Origin of the sequence: Candidatus Litorirhabdus singularis, assembly GCF_026262625.1 — a bacterium.
GTDB lineage: Bacteria > Pseudomonadota > Gammaproteobacteria > Pseudomonadales > Halieaceae > Litorirhabdus > Litorirhabdus singularis.
Window position 1 is genome coordinate 1,049,618 of the sequence record NZ_SHNN01000002.1, and the last position, 21,143, is coordinate 1,070,760.

Below are 21,143 nucleotides of genomic sequence, written 5' to 3' on the forward strand. Positions count from 1 at the left end.
CCAGCCAAGAGGATCAAGATGCGTAAAATCAGAGATGTGCTCAGGCTCCGAATCTCTGGTGAACTGGCCGTTCGCCAGCTCAGCCTGAGCACCAAACTTAGTGTTGGCGGCATCCAGAAGCTGCTGAACACGGCCAAAGCCCTAGATCTGTCCTGGCCCCTGCCCTCGGATCTGGACGACAGCCAGCTGGCGGCGTTGTTTTATCCCCGTACCGATACGCGTCGATCCGAACGGTTTGAAATACCGGACTGGCCGGCGGTGCACCAGGAACTCAAGCGCCGGCACATGACCAAGCAGTTGCTGTGGGAGGAATACACCCAGCAATACCCCAACCGCTGCTACAGCTGCTACCGGCACTGGTGTGGCAGACAGAAGCGCTCCATGCGTCAGCACCATAAAGCCGGTGAGAAGTGTTTTTTGGATTACTGTGGTCCCACTGTGCCCATTATTAACAGCAGCACCGGCGAGGTGAAGGAAGCCTAGGTCGTCGTGGCGGTACTGGGTGCATCCAACTACACCTACGCCGAAGCCACCTGGAGCCAGTCTCTACCCGACTGGCTGGGAAGCCATGTGCGTACACTGGAATATTATGGGGGCACGCCAGAGCTAATTGTCCCAGACAACCTCAAAAGTGGTGTCAGCAAAGCCTGTCGTTATGAGCCGGATCTCAACCCCAGCTACCAGCAGCTGGCCGAGCACTATCATTTAGCGGTGGTGCCCGCCCGGCCCTACAAACCCAAAGATAAAGCGAAGGCCGAGAACGGCGTGTTGATTGTAGAGCGTTGGATACTGGCCCGGTTGCGCCATCACAGCTTATTCTCGCTGGCGGAGTTGAACAAGTGCATCCGTGCTTTGCTGAAAGATTTTAAAAAAAAACCTTCAAGCAACTGCCAGGATGCCGCAGCACAGCCTTTTAACAGCTGGATAAACCAGCGCTGCAGGCGTTACCCACCCAGCCGTACTGGTATACCGCCATCAAACCGGTAAAGGTGAACATTGATTACCATGTGCAGTACCAACAATACCATTGCTCCGTACCCCAACAGTATGTGGGTGAGCGACTGGAGCTGCATGCCGGTGAGATCCTGGTAGAAATCTACCTCCACCGCCAGCTGGTGGCCTCACATCCACGAAAATTTACCCCGAGGATCACCACCAACGCCGCTCACATGCCCAAGCGGCATCGTCCACATCAACAGTGGACGCCCCAACGATTGAAACGTTGGGCACAGGATATTGGCCCGGTCACGCAGCTGTGGGTGACAGGTCAACTGGACGGCTCAGCGCCAATACAGCCGGGCTGAACCGGCTCAAGCAGGTCAAATCCATCCTGCGCAGCAACCGTGACCAGCTACCCGAAGAACTCAGCCTCAGCGCTGAACTACCCCAGGACCACGAAAACGTGCGCGGGCCTCACAACTTCCATTAGGAGCACACAATGACAGCAACACTGACCATCTCACGTCTGCAGGATCTGCGCCTGGGCGCCATGGCCCAGGCACTGCAAAGCCAGCAGGAGCAAGCCGGCACCTATGAGGGCTTGTCGTTCATGGATCGCCTGGGGCTGCTGTTGGACCAAGAGTGTCTGGAGCGGGAGCACCGCAAACAGGAACGCCTGGTCCGCCAGGCCCGTTTTAAGCTCAGCGCCAGCATCCAGGAAATCGACACCAGCATCCGCGCAACATCAGGCAAGCACAGATTGCCCAGCTGGCGCAGGGAGGGTGGATTGATCGCGCTCGGAACTTACTCATCACCGGCCCCTGTGGCAGCGGTAAAACCTACCTGGCCTGTGCCCTGGGACACAGCGCATGTTTGCAGGGGCACCGCGCCCGCTATTACCGGCTGTCGAAGTTACTACTGGCATTGACCCAGGCCAAAGCAGACGGCAGCTATCAGAAGCAGCTGGCACAGCTCGCCAAGATCCAGGTACTAATCATCGACGACTGAGGTCTGGAGGCGCTCACCGCCGCGCAGCGCAATGACTTGATGGAAATTATGGATGATCGCCACGGCAATCAATCAACGATGATGATCAACCAATTACCGACCGATGAATGGTACGCGGCCATCGGTGACAACACCCTGGCAGATGCCATCCAGGATCGCCTCATGCATAACTCGCATCGTCTGCAACTGACGGGTGAGTCGATGCGCAAAATAATAGTGGATTTGACTGATGGTGAACACCTGGATTAGAAGGTGTTACTCGTGATGCGTTGAGAAATCAGGGGTTCACGTTCTCCGGAATGAGTGTTCACGATCACCGGAATACGCAATATAGCTTGCCAATAAAGTTAATCGCTATATCCGCTTTACCGGTCTTTCCCTTCGGTTGCGCCTTTTGCGCATCCATAAATTAGCGGCGACTGTGTGCCCAGCAGCACAGGTGGTTTAATCCCTGACGTTTAGCGACTTCCCGGTAAGGCTTATAACCATCAGTCATAAATGTGCCGGTAAAACCGTTCAGCAATCGAGCCGCCGTCGCCGCTGATCGGCCAGCGTCGTAATGGAACTGAACAACAGGCTTATCGGGTGGCCCACCACGCTGCACCCACATGTACGAGTTGCTCTCGGGTGTTTTTCCCGGCTCATTGAGAACCTTAACCCGTATTTCATCCATAAACAGAGCGGGGCTACTCATTAGCAGCTGTTTGATATAGTTTGTCAGTGGCTCGATCTTTTCGGCTACCTTTAAAACCGATTCCGACAGGGTTTTTCGGGAGAACTCAATCCCGTACCTATCAAGAATGCCGCTCAACCGATACAGCAGCAAACCATCAATATACTTGGATGTAATGATATACGCCATGGTACTGCCCGATGCAATGGACTTGGACAGCAGTAAATCGGCTTTGGGTGCACTTTTGATGGAGTCATCACAACCCTTACAGGCGTATTTCTTGCGAACGTGCTGTATGTGCGGGTTAGATGTTTTAGAGTTAGATTGTCAGGCGCTTACTAAAAAACCGCGGACAGCAACTCATTTTGTGACTTGAGTCTAAGAAAATATTTCTTGCCTTTGATAAAGCGGTACGGGTTGGTAACACTGGCGCTCCAACACTAACTTGATCATCGTCATGAAAACCAAGACCAGAGCACTGACACAACTTCTGCTGATCATCTTTATCGCGATCGGCTGCATAGCCTGTGGGGGCGAAGAAGTCGAGGGCGGAGGCTTTGCTCCGGGTTTGAGCGGATCGGATAGCGCAGCACCCAATGACGATCTCGATCCCGATCCCGATCCCGCGACTGAAGCTCTCACACCTGAGGAAGCTGCACGCTTTCTGAGTCAAGCTACCTTTGGACCTACCCAGGAGAGCATTGATCAACTGGCGTCATCCAGCCTGGAAGCCTGGTTTACGGACGAGCTGGATAAGACCGCCTCGCTGCACCTGCCCTATGTGCTCGCAAGTTTCGGTCCAGGTGAGGAGTTCCTGGACGAAAAAAACAATGTCAAATCTGATGTTATTTACGCCTCCGATTCCTTCTGGCTGGCGGCCATCGAGGGTGACGACCAGCTGCGACAGCGGATGGCGTTTGCACTTTCGCAGATTTTTGTTATCTCAACTAAGAGCCGTCTGGATCGGACACCGCAAACAGTCGCTGCCTACATGGACGTATTGACGGAGGGCGCGTTCGGCAACTACCGGGATCTGCTCGAGGAGATTACTTACTCTCCGGCCATGGGCGTCTATCTGACGTACCTGCGCAACCAGAAGGCCAATGAGACTATCGGTAGGGAACCCGACGAGAACTTCGCGCGTGAGATTATGCAACTCTTTACTATCGGTCTGGTGGAGCTTAATCAGGACGGCACCCCGGTAACGGACTCCGGCGGCGTTACGATAAAAACCTACAATAATGAAGATATCACAGGGCTCGCCAAAGTATTTACCGGCCTCAGCTACAATCACTCGAGTTATTGGGGGTCGCTGCAGGAGCTGCCAAAAGAGGCCTTATACCAGCCCATGGTCATGTTTGAGGAACATCACTCACCTGAAGAGAAAGCTTTTCTGGGGCAGTTCATCCGCGAGGGCGTCGATGGAGCTTCCAGCATAAGTAGCGCCCTGGATACCCTTTTCAACCATACTAACGTGGGCCCGTTTATCGGTCGCATTCTAATACAGCGTTTTGTCACCAGTGACCCGGAGCCTGCCTATATTGAGCGTGTGGCAGACGCATTTGACGCGGGCAGTTATACCTTGCCGTCAGGAGACGAGGTCGGTGAGGGACGTCGTGGGGATCTCACCGCAACACTGGCGGCGGTGCTGTTCGACGAAGTGGCGCGAGATAGGACGACAGCGCTTGAGTCCCTAAGTAATGGCAAGCTGCGCGAGCCGGTCATCCGATTTACTCACTGGGCGCGGGCATTCCGTGTTAACAGTGCGGACGCCAACAACGAAGTTATTCTGCGTGACGCTAGCAGCCCGAAGTATCTGGCGCAACATCCTTACGGATCGCCCTCGGTATTCAATTTCTATCGGCCAGGTTATGTCGCGCCTGGAACGGAAACCGGGGATGCGGGGATGACCGTACCGGAACTCCAGATATTCAATGCGACTTCTTCGGTGGGATACCCCAATGTACTTACTCTGTTTTCACTCGGTATAAGCCCGAAGATAGAGGACGGTTTTTCGCCTGCTTTCGTACCCAACTACAGCACAGAGATCTCGCTGGCGGAGGATGCTGGAGCCTTGCTTGATCACCTTAATCTACTCCTCACGCACGGCACGCTGCGGGAGGACACTAGGGCAAGAATAGCGGAGACACTGTCGCTAATACCGCCCAATAGCGACGAACAGTTGCTGGCCCGCGTTCAGCTGGCGAGCGTAATGGTGATGACAGCACCTGAATATATCGTACTGCGATGAATCGACAAGAGAACAAATATTATGCAAACGCGTAGAAATTTTCTTAAGCTCTCAGCCAGCGCCCCCCTGTTAATGGGAGCTGGTTCTTTGCTCGGTGGTATTCCGGCCATGAGCAGCCAGGCTGCAGAGGTTGGGGGCTACCGCGCATTAGTCTGCATCTTTCTGGATGGTGGTATGGATTCCCACGACACCGTCATTCCTTACGATAACACCTCTTACCAGAGCTTCGTCAGCCATCGTACTTCGCTGATGAATGCCTATGATTCGACCAACACTGACTCATCGAGAAACCGTAACAACCTGCTGCCACTGGATCCGGTCAGCGCGAGTTTCAGTGGCCGCCAATTCTCATTACCGCCACAAATGGCCGCATTGCACTCGCTGTTTGACCAGGGAAACGCAGCCATCGTTGGTAACGTGGGCCCGCTGCTTCGCCCCGTCGATAGCGCAGCATTGGAAGGCCGGGAAGATTTAACGCCTGCAAGATTGTTTTCGCACAATGATCAGATGTCGACTTGGATGTCATTCGCTCCTGAGGGCTCATTGACCGGCTGGGGTGGTATGTTCGGGGACGCCGTGACGGCCGTCAGCGCCAATCGAGAGCCCGTTTTTTCCCAGATTTCGTTGGGCGGAAATAGCGTATTTCTAGCGGGTGATACCGTCGGTGCCTACGAAATGGAAAAAGACGGGATACCCTCGATCGCCTTAATCGAGGAGGCGGGTAGAAACCTGCCGCTCACCAGCATACCGCTGCAGCTGCAAGGCCTGCTGCGCGACCACTTTGCCTCGGCAGGGAACAATCGCGGCAACCTGCTGGAGCGCGATATCATTGATCTAAGCCGGGTTTCGCTGGACGCGAACGATAAGATGCGCATTGCCTTAGAGGGAGCCCCAAGCTTTACAACCGAATTCCCACGCTCTTCACTGGGCAAGCAACTGGCGCAGATCGCCCGCACGATCGCCGTCAGAGATACACTGGGGGCGTCCCGCCAAGTGTTTTATGTAAGAGTCGGTGGTTTCGACACTCACTCTGACCAGACAACCACGTTACCTTACCTCCAGCAGGACCTATCCGACTCTATTGCCGCCTTCTACGCGGCGACCCAGGAACTGGGTGTCGAGCAGGATGTCACATCGTTTACTATGTCCGACTTCGGTCGCACACTCACGGCCAACGGTAACGGAACGGATCACGGCTGGGGTGGCCACCATTTTGTCGTGGGCGGTAGTGTGCGCGGTGGCGATATCTATGGCGATATCCCTAAGGCAGAACTGGGTCACGCGCAGGATGCGGGCAGTGGCCGTCTCATACCCACTATGTCGGTGCAACAATTTGCCAAGCCGCTGGGCTCTTGGTTCGGCTTGTCAGACGAGGATCTGAATACGGCGCTTCCCGGGCTGTCCGAATTCCCCACAGGTGGGCCCAATCTATTTGTTTAGTACTGCGCGGTGAGCCCCTAAACGCCTCGGAACAGTTTACGCTTGCGATTTCTACCGCAGGCCATAAGGTACTGGCGTTTTAGCGGGCAATACCCTTAGATCAGCAAAGCCAGTCAGCTCACCGCAGCCCGCTTACATTTCTTGTAAGTCGCACAGGATTCTGTGCACTAACCTCCCCCATATCGTCACTTTGTTCCGCACAACCCAAATTTTATGGATTTTTTACCGCAGTCATCTGACAGTGCATCTAATCTAGATTAGTATTGCGCCCGCAGAAGCGTTCCCATACCAAAACACGCGCGGTCCCACCTGCCACTCGTTCACCACAGCAAGCAGCACCACATGGAGCACCACATGGAGCAAGCACCTACCGAGGCGGAGGAAAGACAGACCTTCATACTGCTGGTCGTTTTCCTTGCACCCATATTATCGTTCATGATTGTAGGCGGTTACGGCTTCCTGGTCTGGATGAGCCAGCTGGTCCTCGGACCCCCGGGAGGTTGAAGTAATGAGACTTAATCGACGCGAACTTCTTGGCGGAAAAACCAACACACAACAGGGTCATGTTGCCAGTCTGGTGGTGCAATGCCTGCCGGACAAACAGAGCAAGACCTGCGCAGCGATAGAGGCACTGCAATCAGCGGAGATTCCGCTGCGTGAGGAAAGCGGCAAAATGGTCGTTTTAATCGAGGTCGAGAGCGAATCGGAGCTGTTGGAAACCATCACCGAAATAGAATCTATACCCGGCGTCATCAGCGTCAACCTGGCCTTCCACCAGGTGGATGCGTAAAGGAGCAACACCCCATGAAATCATCACGTCGAGATTTTATCAAAGCCAATGCCATAGCAACGGCTGCCGCCGCCGCTGGCATGAGCGCGCCCGTCAGCGCCTCCAATCTGGTGGCCACTGACAATAAACTGAAATGGGCCAAGGCACCCTGTCGCTTCTGCGGCACTGGCTGCAGCATGAATGTAGCGACCCGCGACAATCGGGTGGTAGCCACCCACGGAGACATTAAGTCACCCGTGAACAAAGGGCTGGCGTGCGTGAAAGGATACTTTCTGTCCAAGGTTATGTATGGCGAGGACCGATTGCAGCAGCCACTGCTGCGAATGACCGATGGCAAGTACGACAAGCACGGCGAATTTACCCCGATTAGCTGGGACGCCGCCTTTGACATCATGGAAGAGAAGTTTAAAGCGACGCTTAAAGAAAAAGGCCCACGCGGCGTCGGCATGTTTGGTTCAGGCCAGTGGACGGTATGGGAAGGCTATGCTGCTGCCAAATTGTTCAAAGCCGGCTTCCTCTCAAACAATATCGACCCTAACGCTCGCCATTGCATGGCTTCTGCAGTGGTTGGCTTCATGCGTACCTTTGGTATTGATGAGCCGATGGGGTGCTATGACGACTTCGAGCATGCAGATGCCTTTGTGCTGTGGGGTTCCAACATGGCCGAGATGCATCCGATTCTGTGGACGCGCCTGACAGATCGCCGACTCAGTAATCCCCATGTCAAAGTCTGTGTTATGTCCACTTACGAGCATCGCTCATTCGAGCTGGCGGATATTCCCGTTATATTCAACCCCCAGAGTGATCTGGCCATTCTCAACTACATTGCCAATTACATTATTCAAAACGACGGGGTCAATACAGACTTTGTCGACAAGCACGTCAATTTTCGTCGCGGCAATACCGACATAGGCTACGGCCTGCGCCCGGAGAACCCACTGGAGCAGGAGGCTGCCAATAGCGACAAGGCTGGTGGCTCACAGCCCATGAGCTTCGAGGAATTTGCCAAGTTCGTGTCCGATTACGACGCGAAAAAGACCACCGAAATCAGCGGTGTGCCGGAAAAACAACTGATCGAAATGGCTAAGCTCTACGCCGACCCCAAGACCAAGGTGATGTCACTCTGGACCATGGGGGTCAACCAGCACACTCGCGGTGTCTGGGTGAACAATATGATTTACAACCTGCACCTGCTCACTGGCAAGATATCCACACCCGGCAATAGCCCCTTCTCACTAACCGGTCAGCCCTCGGCTTGCGGCACCGCAAGAGAAGTTGGGACCTTTTCCCACAGACTGCCGGCAGATATGGTGGTAAACAATCCCGAGCATCGCAAGATAGCCGAGCAAAAATGGAAACTGCCCGCTGACGTCATCCCCGGGTGGGTCGGCTCCCATGCGGTGCAGCAGAACCGGGATCTCAAAGACGGCAAGATCAACGCCTATTGGGTTCAGGTAAACAACAATGTGCAGGCCGCGCCCAACCTCAACGAGGAAACCTTACCCGGCTATCGGAACCCGGATAACTTTATCGTGGTATCCGATGCCTACCCAACGGTAACCGCGCAGGCGGCAGATCTTATTCTGCCAACGGCCATGTGGGTGGAGAAAGAAGGCGCCTACGGTAATGCCGAGCGACGTACCCAGTTTTGGCACCAGATGGTAGATGCGCCTGGCGAAGCACGCTCGGACCTTTGGCAAATCGTGGAGTTCTCAAAACGTTTCACCACAGACGAAGTCTGGCCTGCTGACATTCTGAATGCCAACCCAGAGTTCAAAGGTAAAACGCTGTTTGACGTGCTCTATGCCAATGGCCAGGTGGATAAATACCCCCTGAGCGACATTGCGGAAGGCAATCGCAATCAGGAGTCAGAAGAGCTCGGCTTCTACCTGCAAAAGGGCCTGTTCGAGGAATACGCCAGCTTCGGTCGCGGCAAGGCTCACGACCTCGCCGATTTCGATACCTACCACGAAGAAAGAGGATTACGCTGGCCGGTAGTAGAGGGCAAAGAAACCCGCTGGCGCTACAAGGAAGGCTCAGACCCCTATGCCAGAGCAGGCACTGACTTTGACTTCTATGGCAAACCAGATGGCAAAGCCGTTATATTCGCCCTGCCCTTCGAGCCAGCGCCCGAAATGCCTGACGAAGAGTACGACCTATGGCTGTCCACCGGACGCGTGCTGGAGCATTGGCACTCTGGCTCGATGACACAGCGCGTACCGGAGCTGCACAAGGCGTTTCCGAACGCGGTGGTCTACATGCATCCGAGTGATGCAAGAAAACGGAAATTGCGGCGTGGCGACGAGGTACGGGTGATTTCCAGACGCGGTGAAATTAAGACCCGGGTAGAAACTCGCGGCCGCAACAAACCTCCCGTCGGCCTTGTTTTCGTGCCCTGGTTTGACGCCAGCCAGCTGATCAATAAGGTAACACTCGACGCCACAGATCCACTGTCAAAACAAACAGACTTTAAAAAATGTGCTATCAAGATTGAACGGGCATAGAGAGATATCACTATGAAAAATGTTATTGCAGTGCTGTCATTCTTGCTACTCACAAGCCTGACGAACTACGGCGCCTTGGCCGAAGAAAGGTTGATCACCGAAGGCGGTCAGACCACTGCCACCTTACGCAATGGCCCCATTGATGAGGAAGCCAGCCCGCCCAAGATGAGCAAGGTGGAGAACAATGATATTAAGCGCAAACGCGCCTATCCAATGCAACCGCCGACGATTCCGCACAAAATCGACGGCTACCAGGTAGACCTCAAGGTCAACACCTGTATGTCCTGTCACAGTCGCAAACGCACGGCAGAAAGCCAGGCGCCAATGGTCAGTGTCACTCATTACATGGACCGCGAAGGTAATTTCCTGGCAGATGTGTCTCCGCGGCGCTACTTTTGCGAACAATGCCATGTGACGCAGGCAGCAACCAAGCCCCTGATCGGCAACGACTTTATCGACATCGATCAACTGATCAACAACGATAGCCCGAAGAGCCACTGAACATGTTAAAAATCATCAAGCGTTACTGGCTCACTATATCCAGTCCCAGTAAGTACTACAGCCTGGGTTTTTTATCCTTAGGTGGCTTTGTTATGGGCATCATATTCTGGGGCGGGTTCAACACGGGCATGGAATTGACCAACACAGAAACCTTCTGCACCAGCTGCCACGAGAACATCTACGAGGAATTGCAGTCCACTATCCATTTCACCAATCGCTCAGGCGTCAGAGCCATTTGCTCAAGCTGCCATGTTCCCCACGAATGGACCGACAAAATTGCGCGTAAAATGCAGGCCTCAAAGGAAGTCTGGGCCTGGGTTACCGGCACCATCAATACACCGGAGAAGTTCGAGGCGAGACGCCGAACGCTCGCGGAAAACGAGTGGCACCGGCTCAAAGCCAATGATTCATTGGAGTGCCGTAACTGTCACGAGTTCGAATATATGGATTTCACCTGGCAGAGCGAACGCGCCGCTCAGCAGCACTCTACCGCCCTTATGAGCGGCGAGAAGACCTGCATTGATTGCCACAAGGGCATCGCCCATAAATTGCCCGATATGACAGGCGTAGAGGGCTTCTAATTCTGCGCCACTGCAGCGGCTCCACCCTTAACGATTCCAACGAAACTGCCGCCTGTTCGTGTCTGGCCTCTCGTACCGGCCAGACCTAGGCTGAGAGCTACAGCAAAAACATCACGCGGTATAAAGAATCGCCCGCTCGTGGGACAGTTCGCGGAAGCCATGCACACCATGATAACGCCCAATTCCGCTGTTATTGACGCCACCAAAGGGCAACCTATGCTCGGCCACATGCATGATGCAGCTGTTCACCGTAACGCCGCCAGACGTGGTGTTATCAAGCACTTCCTCAACAAAGTCATCGCTCTCAGAAAACACATATAACGCCAATGGCTTGGGCTGTCTATGCAGAGCATCGTAGACTTCTTGCACCTCTTTATAAGGGAAAATCGACAGTATCGGCCCAAAGGTTTCTTCACCCAGAATACGGGCGTCATCGGGAAGATTAGTAAAGATGGTCGGATGCACAGATAGCGTTTCTTCAATCACTTCACCGCCGCATACGACATGCGCGCCTTTTGCCTTCGCATCATCAAGGTAACCCCGGATACGGTCCAGGTTGCGGCGGTCGATGATTTTACCCGCCGCCTCGATATTCAACTCACCGTCTTGGTAGAACATAGCCTGGAATGTGGCCTGCGCTACGGCAATAAATTCCTCGGCCATAGCTTCGGGTACGTAGATATTTTCCGGACACAGACACACTTGCCCACTGTTCATGTTGCGCAGAAAGGCCACCTTGCCAGCCGCATCCTGCAGATTTGCATCGGCACCGATCACCACCGGGTTTTTACCCCCCAGTTCCAGAGTCACCGAAGCCAGGTGCTTCGCAGCGGCGGTCATTACCACTCTGCCCACCGCAGGGCTGCCCGTGAAGAATATGTGATCCACCGGCAAATCCAATAAATCATTGGCCAGCTCTACTCCGCCCTCAAAGACCGCTATCTCATTCTCGTCAAAGGTCTCACGAATAATTTTGGCGATCACGGCACTCACATGCGGGGCCATTTCATTGGGCTTTACCAGAGCGCAATTACCCGCAGCGATGATAGGAACCAAAGGTTGGAACACCAGGTTAAATGGGAAATTCCAGGGGCCAAACAACAGCACTACACCACGCGCCTCATAGACCATTCTCGCGCGCACACCTGGCGAGCCCGCAGAAGGCTCTACTTCTACCGGTGCCATCCACTCTGCGAGGTTGGCAATGGCATCATCGATATCAGTGTAGCAGGCATCCAGCTCTCCCTGTCCCCCGCCGTCGCCCTTACGCAAGTCGGCGTACAAGGCGGCTTTCACTTCGGCCTCATGGGCCTCAATCGCCGCACGCAGCTTCTGTAACTGTTCGATGCGCTGCTGAGTGCTGCGTTTCCGCACAGTCCATTGCTGCTGTGTCTGTAATTCGAAAATTCGTTCAAGATCGGCCTTGGATACGGCGTTGACAGGTGCGTTCATAGTGGTCTCCCAGAGTAATTGGCATCAGCGTCTAGATTCAGCCTGAGTATAGACCACTAAAACAACAAAATGACTACTGTCATCATCTATTCCGGCACAGTGAGCGTACACCCTGGGTGTTGTGTGTTATACCTTCGACCTGATCACCCTTTTAATAATACAGAGGAATAGAACATGGAAATCAACCGCCAATGGCTATTAGCCCATCGCCCCAATGGGATGGTCGGCAAGGGTAACTTTGAATACCGCGAAACTGCTGTCCCAGAGCCCGAAGATGGCGAGGTGCTGATCCGCAATCTGTATTTTTCCTTCGACCCCACCCAGCGCGGCTGGATGGAAGATAAAGAAAGCTACCTGCCGCCCGTGAAAATTGGCGAACCCATGCGAGCCGGCTCAGTAGGTCAGGTCCATGCCAGCCGTCACCCTGATTTCGCGGTTGGCGACATGGTTCAAACCACCGGTGGCTGGCAAGACTTCACTATTGTCGCTCCAGGCAGCAGCATCATGGGGTTGAACAAGTTACCTGAAGGGGTATCACCCGACCTGGCCCTTTCGGTGATGGGTATTACCGGACTCACCGCCTATTGGGGCATACTGGATCTGGGTGATCCGCAGCCTGGTCAAACCGTGTTGGTTTCCGGTGCCGCTGGTGCCACCGGTTCAGTGGCAGGGCAGATTGCTCGCATCAAAGGCTGTCGCGTCATCGGCATCGCCGGTGGTCCAGAGAAATGTGCCTGGCTGAAGGACGTCGCCAAATTTGACGACGTCATCGATTATAAAAATGAAGACGTGGATCAACGCATTGGCGAACTCTGCCCTGACAAAGTCGATATCTTCTTCGACAACGTCGGTGGCGACATTCTTGAAGCGGCGCTCAATCACCTGGCCATGAATGCCAGCGTTGTTCTGTGCGGCGGTATCTCATCCTACAACGCCACCGAGCCCGTACCCGGTCCCACTAACCTGATGAATCTGATTATCGCCCGCGCGCACATGAAAGGTTTTATCGTGCTCGACTACATGGACAGAATCCATATCGCCGTACCGGAGTTGCTGGGATGGATAGCCAGCGGTGAACTGGTTTACAACGTGGATATTCAAGAAGGTTTTGACAACATTCCCGATACTCTGAACCGTTTGTTTATGGGCAAGAATCTGGGTAAGCAATTGCTTAAGCTGGGCGACCCCGCCTGAGTATTCGGACACACCCATTCTTATAACTTGAAAACATAAAACTGCCTGCAGCCCCCGACTATGAATACTGACTCACAGTTCACCGTCGGGAGCTGTACCGGCAGCTAACGGTGATGGCTTTTATATTCTTGAAAACGCCCTTTCTTATAACCTGACTCCAACTGAATCCCCAGACTCTTGGCGAACTTACTTAAGCCATTGTATTGATTCACAATGAAGATAATCTCTACCACCTCAGCGGTGGAGTAGTTATTCATTAGATCGATCATTGTTTCTGGACTGACCTTCGTGCCCATCACCAACTCATCTGCAGTACGAATCAACAATAAATCCGACTCACTCAATTCACCTCGCGGGTCTTCGTCCAGCAATGCGTTCATGTCTTGTTCGCTAATCCCGGCCTTTAAACCACTAGAATAATGGTGTTCCCACTCATATTCTGATTGCGCTCTAAAAGAGGTTCGCAACGCCAGTATTTCAAGATCACGTGGGCTAATTTTTGTGACAGAGCCCAGCTTGGTGGCCAGGGGTAAAAATACATATAACAGGGTTGGATCGTGCGCGATGGTCGCCAGCATATTAATAGGGCTTTTATCATCTTCATCGTCAGAATCCAGAGCGGAAAACACCGCTTTCTGCGACAGACTCCATAATTCCTCACTCACCGGAGCAATAATGGGCTCGGCGGCCGCAACGTGGGTAGACCAGGCGGCAAGAAGAATCAGGCATAGGTTCGAGTACTTGTTCATACATCAATTCCGTAGATCGTAGGTCTAACTTAACTCCTCCAGGCTGGCAAAATCTAGCCCGGATCTGGACCCGGCATGGATAAAGCGATCAGACCCCTGATTTTCTCTGGAGCTGGTCTAGCCCAACCGTTGATTTCAGCTCACAGCGTTAGTGTAGCAATCTTCCTCCACAGTCCGTTCAAACGACCCATAAAGTTGCTACACTATTTTCAAAGCTCATAACGGATTATGCAATGCTACGATTATCAGGGACGATTGTTCTGGCCTTTTTTGCCAGTCTGGCACTGGCTGGCGGGGGCAAGCTCATCGATTCGCAGAATCGTATCGATTTGTCTGTTTCAAGTACGTTCAACCAAAATTTAGTAAACCATTGCACTCGCTCAAAGCAAGGACAACAGGCATTTGAATGCAAGGTTCACTGCGGCACCGTGCATGACAAGTTACAAGGTTTTACCACCCATATCAGCCGCGGCAATGTCTCGGTTGAAGTTATAAAAAGCAGCTTCGAGCAGTTTTTTAAGGGGGTTATGCAGTGCGCTCAAGTTTGGTCCCCGAATAAGCCACCTATTGACCTAAAACCCTATGCCGACCTGATTGACTACATGCGCGCGGGTAATCATCCGCTGCCACCTGCGGCGGGTCAGCAATCAGGCAATCAATATGCATTTGCGCCCCCACCGGGCACAGTGAAAGCACAGTCGCAGCAGCCAGTTCCGGCACCACGATCGGCACAAAAGTCTTCCGCTCCAGCCGTGGGTATCAGAAACAGCGCCCAGAGGGTTATTGACGAGCAACCCAAGACTCCCCTTGAGGCGGTCAAGAAGATGACTCGCTTGAACTACGCTAACGCCTGCTACGAGGCCGCCACTGCCCGCCGTGCCGATGCAGCCTGGCGAACAAAGTGTGAGCGTCCCTGCAATAACATTGCCGCCGGGGCGCGCCACCTAATGGGCAGCACCCAAACCCAGCAGTCGGTAACCAGATCAGCCACCTCTTTAAGCGGTCACATTCAGGAATGCGGTCAATACCTTAATCCGCGACATCCCTATATCCAGATGGCTGGTGGCATCACCCTGGAAATACTAAAACGGCCAACTGTTTTCGATGAATGGCGTGCCCGCGGTAAAGCTACGATCACTGCCCAAAAAGATAGCGACCCAACCGCTTATGTTGCCGAAATAATGCGCATAGCAAATGCAGCGCAGGCCTTCTGTGGACCAAGACGGGCTGACTGTGTGCAGCAATGTGCTGCGATGAAAGACCTCGCAGACCGTTTGGGTGTCGCAGCCCAGGCCAATGATCTGAGCGCCATGCAGGAGCCGCTGAGCCTGTTGCCGCAGACAGTGATGCTATGCAAAGTCATGTCAAACTCATCTCCGGAGCTACCGGCACTGACGGATCTACTAGCACACGTGAAAGCCAACCCTAATCTGTTTCTCACTGCGTCTAGCAGTTCTAAAGCACTCATCTACCAGCGACCAGATAATGATTTCGAATGGCCGTTACAGCTATCTGGGCAGGCTAGAACAACCACATCCAGAGACAACCCACACTTCAGCGGTATTCATCAGCTTGGACAGATGCAGCTCAGCTGTTTTGAGTCGGGCGCGGTTGACTGCCTACTGGCCTGCGCCAACGCCGTTGTCGTGTCTGATGCGGTGATAGAGCTGGCAGATAAAGGCGCTCACTCACGTCTGCCGGTGATAGAACAGTTGCAGGATGAATACATCCGCAGCTGCCATCAATTGCAGCCAAGTGGGAGTCAGTTTTCCGCAGCGGGCAGCACCACCGCCGCGCTGGCTCTGGCAAATTATGACTTCGCAGCCAGCACGGGTAGTCAGTCCTTGCCACCCTATCAAGGCGATAATCTTGATTTAACCAGATTGAGATATCCACCGGAGCCAAATGCACCCTATGACACTTTCTCGCCTGCCCGTGGTCGCTTGGTCAGTATGGAGTTCAAACAACTCGCTGACGCCATGCTTACTGTGCACAATTATTGTTTAGAGTCCGGCAGCCAGGACAGGTGCCCTCCACTTGCGCTTGCCGAATGGCTTGAGCCTGCCAGTCGCGTGCTTGATCCGAGCTTGCAAAATCCGCAGATCGCCGCCGATCTGGAGTACATAGTCGCGGCCTTTGCCCCGTCGCATACGATAGAGCGGCATAATAAAATGCTCGAGTATTGGGGGGTCACTGTAGGAACTGCATCGTCAACACACAAATTGGCCGGCCCGCAGTATATGAATGGCCTGCCGCATAAGGTTCAGCCGCCTAAAATCAGGCCGATTATGCAGCTTGCCGAAGCCGCGGCTGATGTGAACCCGGGGTTCAGTAACCGCAAAGGCATGCGCTTTTACTGCGGAGTAAGCGGACGTGCAGCCGCCAATCCGTTTTACCCAACCGGTCAGAACAATACCAGCTGCGAATACCTGAGTGCTTTGTACTACCGTGATTTTGATCAACTGGTGCGACTCGAGTCTCTGTTCGCGGAACCCATCGTGCGGAGAATGCAGAAGGATATTTCCGGGCCCAACAATCCCTGGGCGATTATCCTTGGCGCGCAGACGGAGGCCATGGCTAACAATATGGACCAGATGAGCATGATGCCCTTCCTCATCCCCAGCTATATTATTGATTTCTCAAACCACCGTGAACGTTGCCTACCAGCCGACACGCAAGAGTATACCTTTGCCAAAACAACGGTCACGGAGTACAAGAATCGTTGGGGGCATACCACTAATAGCAGCAAGAATGTGCAGAGCAACACTTACCGGGTAGCGCGCGAATGGGTCCCAATTCTGGATCGAAATAGCTTACAGCTGTCTGCTGAAGGCCTCGGTATGTACGAGATGTTTGACAAAAACTATTCCAGAAGCGCAGAAGCTCGAGCCGCCGAAACCGAATATGGTACCCGCAGGCCTGGCATTGGCAGCGTCACAGTCGATATCAACAGTCGAATGAGGCTTTCGTCATGCGACGATCCAGTCATGATAAAACTGGATCAACGGCTGCGCGAGTTTGCCAACTATCGCAGCGGGATCTAGCTGGCGGTGACGGGGCCGCCTCGATGACTGAGCTCTCGCTTAGGGCAGTTCGAAAACATACAGTGCCTCGCCTCCAGTCGGCTGGTAAATGTCGGGGCTGACCACTGCTGTCATCGCCCGAAACACGCCAATGCCCGTCGGCACTGCAATATACTGTTTGCCCTCAACACCAAAGCTGGTGGGGTAGCCGTGTGTTGGAGCCCCAAGCCTTGATTGCCAGAGCGTGTGTCACACAATTAGAGAGCCTCAGTTACCCGCTTGGCCAGCCATGGACACTGAAGCTAATGCAGCCACTGTACGTTCACTATTTGTTCGCCCGGCAGTGCCCTGGACAGCGCCATGGCGGTCAAATATTCGGGCGCCAAAGCCGCACCAGCCTTGCTTGACAGACGCTGACAGCCCTCCATACTGCGCTACCATAACGCCGCAACATGGCGTAATCAGTCGCAGTCACAGCAGGGGTTAATATGTCGGCAACAGACAGGGCGTGCATTATCGGCGCGGGCTGCTCGGGGTTCACCATGGCCAAGCGTCTCAAAGATCACGGCGTGGCTTATGACTGCTTTGAGATGTCCGACAATATCGGCGGTAATTGGTATTACAAAAATCCCAACGGCCGCTCTTCCTGCTACCAAAGCCTGCATATTGATACCTCCAAGTGGCGCCTTGCCTTCGAGGATTACCCTGTCCCTGAGTCATGGCCAGATTTTCCCCATCACAGTCAGATTCAGCAGTATTTCAACGACTACGTTGATCACTTTCAGCTGCGCGACACTATCACTTTCAACACCTCTGTCGAGGCTGCCGTGCGACTCGATAGCGGCGCCTGGGAGATCACCCTCAGTAACGGCGAAACCCGCCAGTATCGCTGGCTGATCGTAGCCAATGGCCACCACTGGGACGCGCGTTTACCAGACTACCCGGGGCTCGAGAGTTTTGCGGGTTACCAGACCCACTCGCATCACTATCTGGACCCCTTCGAGCCCTATGACTACCGCGGCAAGCGGGTGGTGGTGGTCGGTGCCGGCAATTCAGCGATGGATATTGCCTCAGAGCTTTCACAGCGACCGATCTGTGAAAAGCTTTTCGTATCGATGCGCCGCGGCGTATGGGTATTACCCAAGTACGTCAATGGCAAACCGGTGGATAAAACCCCCATGCCAGGCTGGATACCACGCCGCATGCTGCGGGCGCTGGCACGCCGAAAAATCAAGGAGCTTACCGGTAACCCCGAGGACTACGGCCTGCCGCGTCCGGATCACGAGCCGCTGGATGCACATCCCTCCATCTCCAGCGAGTTTTTAACCCGGGTCGGTAGTGGCGACATCACTCCCAAGGGGGCCATTGATCACATCGACGCCAACGGCGTGGTATTTGTCGATGGCAGCCGCGAGGACGTCGATGCTATTTTGTGGGCCACTGGCTACCAGATAAGTTTCCCGTTCTTTAGTGACCCGGCGCTACAGGCACCGGAGAATCGATTCCCGCTATTTAAGCGTATGGTGAAACCCGGCTACGAGAATCTGTATTTTCTGGGTCTGGCACAAGCCGTTCCCACTCTGGTTAACTTCGCCGAGCAGCAATCGAAATGGATAGTCGAGGCCATAGGTGGCGCCTATAGTCTGCCGACTGATGACAGTATGAAGCAGATCATCAACACCGATGAAAAAACCTATCTTGGGAATTTTTACGACACGCCGCGACACACCATGCAGTGTGAATTTGATCCCTATGTCGCCGACCTGCAAAAGGACCTTGCGCTCGGTCGCCGTCGTGCCGGCAAAGTCTAAAGCGCTGTGAAACCTATTCAGGCAGGCTTAAATTCAATATGCAGCTCCTGCAGCGAGCGCAGCAGATAGTGCGGGTGATAGCTGAAGGTATTTTTGTCTGGCGCAAACCACAGGTCATCAATACGCTCAAGCAAGGCCCTGAACGCCCAATATAACTCTCGGCGAGCAAGCGGCGCACCCAGACAATGGTGTTTGCCGGCCCCAAAGGCCATATGCCCGCCCGCACTCTTACGTTCCAGGTCTATGGTGGCGGCTCGTTCAAATCTATCGGTGTCACGGTTAGCTGCCGCATAGCGAATATTCAGCAGGCTACCGGCAGGTATTGTAATGCCGCTAATGGTGACTTCTCGCTTTGTTGAACGCATCAAACCCTGCACGGGAGACTCCAGCCTCAGTACCTCTTCGATAAAGTTATTCAGATAACGATCGGGGTAAGCTTTCAATTGCTGCCAGATGTCTTTGTTCTCTATTAACAACTTAACGCCGGCGGAAATGGCATTGGTCGTGGTTTCAGAACCACCAACGAAGGTATCAGCCATCATCTCAGCGTGCAGTTCATTGTCGTTTAGCGGTCTTCCCCAGTTCGCAATCACGGAGTTAACCAATACGCTGAGCAAAGAATCGTCGGGGCTACGTCGTAGCTTTTCGAAGATGGGCTGAAAATAATGCTGAGCTTCTATTTCCTTACGCACAGTTTCGAGCTCTGCTTCTTCATCAAGCATCAAACTGATGCGATGAAAGAAGGCCTGAGTCCATTCCTTGATACGCCACATATCACCTGCATCGGCACCCATCTGACGTCCGATAATAACCAGAGGTAAAGGGACGGCAAATTGACTCACCCATTCACAGTGGCCTGATTCGATGAAATCATCAATCAGCTGAAAAGCCAGATCCCGCACTTCGTCATCAAGCTCGGCGACTCTCTTCGGTCTAAAGGCTTCATTGTAAACCGCTCTAATGGCCTTGTGATCCGGGTCATCGCGGCCGGCAAGCGTAGGCGCGGGCAGCCAACCCTCTGCTTCAAAAAGGTCTACAACCTTCTGCTGCCGCGGCGACAACTGCTGGTCATCACCCATCATCTTTGTTTGATTACTGAAATTGACGTCATCGGTGAGAATCTGCTTCACATCATCGAAACGACTGATTACGTACATTCCGGTGGTGGGACACAGATAAACCGGGGCTTCTTCTCGCAAGACCTGATAAGCGTCATAGGGGCATTGCTGTGTCTCCACAGCAAACAGGTTCACATCAGACACTGTTGATTTGTTCATTCGCGAGGGCATCTTAGAAGCTAATACGTTAAGCCTTACTCTGCGTATTCACTTATCCAAAGTCAAGGTAAGGGCCCGGTGACTGGTAGCCGGTAATCTGGATACGAATTCATACCTTTCTCAGTGCTGGGCAGCGCCAGCGTAGCATTGGACCGGCAAAACGGTTGGGATAAGCTGCCACTTCAATTACAATGTCGCACTTGCGTCGGACCTACCTCCACACTAACGGTGGGCGCTATTCAGACGCTGGAGAATCCATGCACATTGAGGCCGTAAAGGTCCGTCGACTGTATCTGCAAGTCGCGGAACAACTATCCAGGCTAATCGCCGAGGGCGAGTTGCTGGTAGGAGAACGCCTGCCATCAGAGCGCGATCTTGCTGCCCGGTTCGGTGTCAGTCGCCCCACTGTCCGCGAGGCGATGATCACCATGGAAATCTCCGGCCTGGTGGAAATACGCTCTGGCTCCGGAGTCTATGTGCTGCCCCAATCGTCGCCGCAGGGTTCTGCGCCAACAGAGGAAGTACCGGGACCCCTTGAAGTACTTGAGGCAAGACGTGCGATAGAAGGTGAGACCGCGGCTTTGGCGGCAGCCCGAATCACCGAAACCGAGCTAACAGCACTCCAGCAACAGCTTAACAAGCTCGCCGATGCCAGCACCAGTATCAAACAGAAAGAAGCCGCCGACCAACAGTTCCATCAGCTGATTGCAGCGGCCAGCGGCAACAGCGCGCTGCACTCGACGATTGTCTGGCTCTGGCAACTGCGCAACCAAACATCTATATCGAACGCTTTTCATGAAAAACTACGCGCAGAAGGCTCAACACCGGTGCTGCAAGACCACACGGCAATTCTAGACAGCTTACGCCGACATGATGCCGGGGCCGCGCGCAACGCAATGCACACTCACCTAAATCGCGTTATCGATTACGCACTCAAAGACTGATTACAC

15 protein-coding genes and 2 pseudogenes are annotated in these 21,143 nt (G+C 53.7%); 13 read left to right on the forward strand and 4 right to left on the reverse strand.

Going from position 1 to position 21,143, the window contains the following annotated elements:
• Nucleotides 1-18 precede the first annotated feature (18 nt).
• Nucleotides 19-1,429, forward strand: a pseudogene (gene istA, locus EYC98_RS13200) (IS21 family transposase).
• Nucleotides 1,430-1,489: 60 nt separating this feature from the next.
• Nucleotides 1,490-2,196: pseudogene (gene istB / locus EYC98_RS13205) on the forward strand (IS21-like element helper ATPase IstB).
• A gap of 160 nt (nucleotides 2,197-2,356) precedes the next feature.
• Here istB and EYC98_RS13210 read toward each other — a convergent pair.
• Nucleotides 2,357-2,917, reverse strand: a complete 561-nt coding sequence (locus EYC98_RS13210) for an IS66 family transposase (protein ID WP_320415559.1) — start codon at nucleotides 2,915-2,917, stop codon at nucleotides 2,357-2,359.
• Nucleotides 2,918-3,077: 160 nt separating this feature from the next.
• Between EYC98_RS13210 and EYC98_RS13215 the strand changes: the two genes are divergently transcribed.
• From EYC98_RS13215 to EYC98_RS13245, 7 genes are all read left to right on the forward strand, one after another.
• The gene (locus EYC98_RS13215; RefSeq protein ID WP_279245807.1) at nucleotides 3,078-4,871 is read left to right on the forward strand and encodes a DUF1800 domain-containing protein; all 1,794 of its coding nucleotides are present in this window, start codon (nucleotides 3,078-3,080) and stop codon (nucleotides 4,869-4,871) included.
• A 21-nt stretch (nucleotides 4,872-4,892) separates the two neighbouring features.
• On the forward strand, nucleotides 4,893-6,311 hold the full coding sequence (locus EYC98_RS13220) for a DUF1501 domain-containing protein (RefSeq protein ID WP_279245808.1): 1,419 nt from the start codon (nucleotides 4,893-4,895) through the stop codon (nucleotides 6,309-6,311).
• Between the two features lie 354 nt (nucleotides 6,312-6,665).
• A complete protein-coding gene (locus EYC98_RS13225; RefSeq protein WP_279245809.1) occupies nucleotides 6,666-6,815 on the forward strand; it encodes a periplasmic nitrate reductase, NapE protein in 150 nt (49 codons plus the stop codon).
• 4 nt (nucleotides 6,816-6,819) lie between these two features.
• On the forward strand, nucleotides 6,820-7,101 hold the full coding sequence (locus EYC98_RS13230) for a chaperone NapD (protein WP_279245810.1): 282 nt from the start codon (nucleotides 6,820-6,822) through the stop codon (nucleotides 7,099-7,101).
• A 14-nt stretch (nucleotides 7,102-7,115) separates the two neighbouring features.
• Nucleotides 7,116-9,605, forward strand: coding sequence for a nitrate reductase catalytic subunit NapA (napA, locus tag EYC98_RS13235; RefSeq protein WP_279245811.1), 2,490 nt, complete (start codon nucleotides 7,116-7,118; stop codon nucleotides 9,603-9,605).
• A 12-nt stretch (nucleotides 9,606-9,617) separates the two neighbouring features.
• A complete protein-coding gene (locus tag EYC98_RS13240; protein WP_279245812.1) occupies nucleotides 9,618-10,106 on the forward strand; it encodes a nitrate reductase cytochrome c-type subunit in 489 nt (162 codons plus the stop codon).
• A gap of 2 nt (nucleotides 10,107-10,108) precedes the next feature.
• Nucleotides 10,109-10,687, forward strand: coding sequence for a NapC/NirT family cytochrome c (locus tag EYC98_RS13245; protein WP_279245813.1), 579 nt, complete (start codon nucleotides 10,109-10,111; stop codon nucleotides 10,685-10,687).
• 111 nt (nucleotides 10,688-10,798) lie between these two features.
• On the opposite strand, the gene EYC98_RS13250 is transcribed toward EYC98_RS13245, so the two are convergent.
• Nucleotides 10,799-12,139, reverse strand: coding sequence for an aldehyde dehydrogenase family protein (locus EYC98_RS13250; protein WP_279245814.1), 1,341 nt, complete (start codon nucleotides 12,137-12,139; stop codon nucleotides 10,799-10,801).
• A gap of 174 nt (nucleotides 12,140-12,313) precedes the next feature.
• Here EYC98_RS13250 and EYC98_RS13255 point away from each other — a divergent pair, with 174 nt between their 5' ends.
• Nucleotides 12,314-13,333 (forward strand): NADP-dependent oxidoreductase, encoded by a 1,020-nt coding sequence (locus EYC98_RS13255; RefSeq protein ID WP_279245815.1) that lies wholly within the window; start codon nucleotides 12,314-12,316, stop codon nucleotides 13,331-13,333.
• A gap of 104 nt (nucleotides 13,334-13,437) precedes the next feature.
• Here EYC98_RS13255 and EYC98_RS13260 read toward each other — a convergent pair whose 3' ends face one another.
• A complete protein-coding gene (locus EYC98_RS13260; protein WP_279245816.1) occupies nucleotides 13,438-14,082 on the reverse strand; it encodes a carboxymuconolactone decarboxylase family protein in 645 nt (214 codons plus the stop codon).
• 233 nt (nucleotides 14,083-14,315) lie between these two features.
• Between EYC98_RS13260 and EYC98_RS13265 the strand changes: the two genes are divergently transcribed.
• A complete protein-coding gene (locus EYC98_RS13265; RefSeq protein ID WP_279245817.1) occupies nucleotides 14,316-17,126 on the forward strand; it encodes a hypothetical protein in 2,811 nt (936 codons plus the stop codon).
• A gap of 467 nt (nucleotides 17,127-17,593) precedes the next feature.
• The gene (locus tag EYC98_RS13270) at nucleotides 17,594-18,916 is read left to right on the forward strand and encodes a flavin-containing monooxygenase (protein ID WP_279245818.1); all 1,323 of its coding nucleotides are present in this window, start codon (nucleotides 17,594-17,596) and stop codon (nucleotides 18,914-18,916) included.
• A gap of 17 nt (nucleotides 18,917-18,933) precedes the next feature.
• Here the strand turns inward: EYC98_RS13270 and EYC98_RS13275 are convergent, their stop codons facing one another.
• Nucleotides 18,934-20,193 (reverse strand): cytochrome P450, encoded by a 1,260-nt coding sequence (locus EYC98_RS13275; protein WP_279245819.1) that lies wholly within the window; start codon nucleotides 20,191-20,193, stop codon nucleotides 18,934-18,936.
• A gap of 257 nt (nucleotides 20,194-20,450) precedes the next feature.
• Between EYC98_RS13275 and EYC98_RS13280 the strand changes: the two genes are divergently transcribed.
• Entirely contained in the window at nucleotides 20,451-21,137 is a 687-nt protein-coding gene (locus EYC98_RS13280) for a FadR/GntR family transcriptional regulator (protein WP_279245820.1), read from the forward strand.
• Nucleotides 21,138-21,143 lie beyond the last annotated feature (6 nt).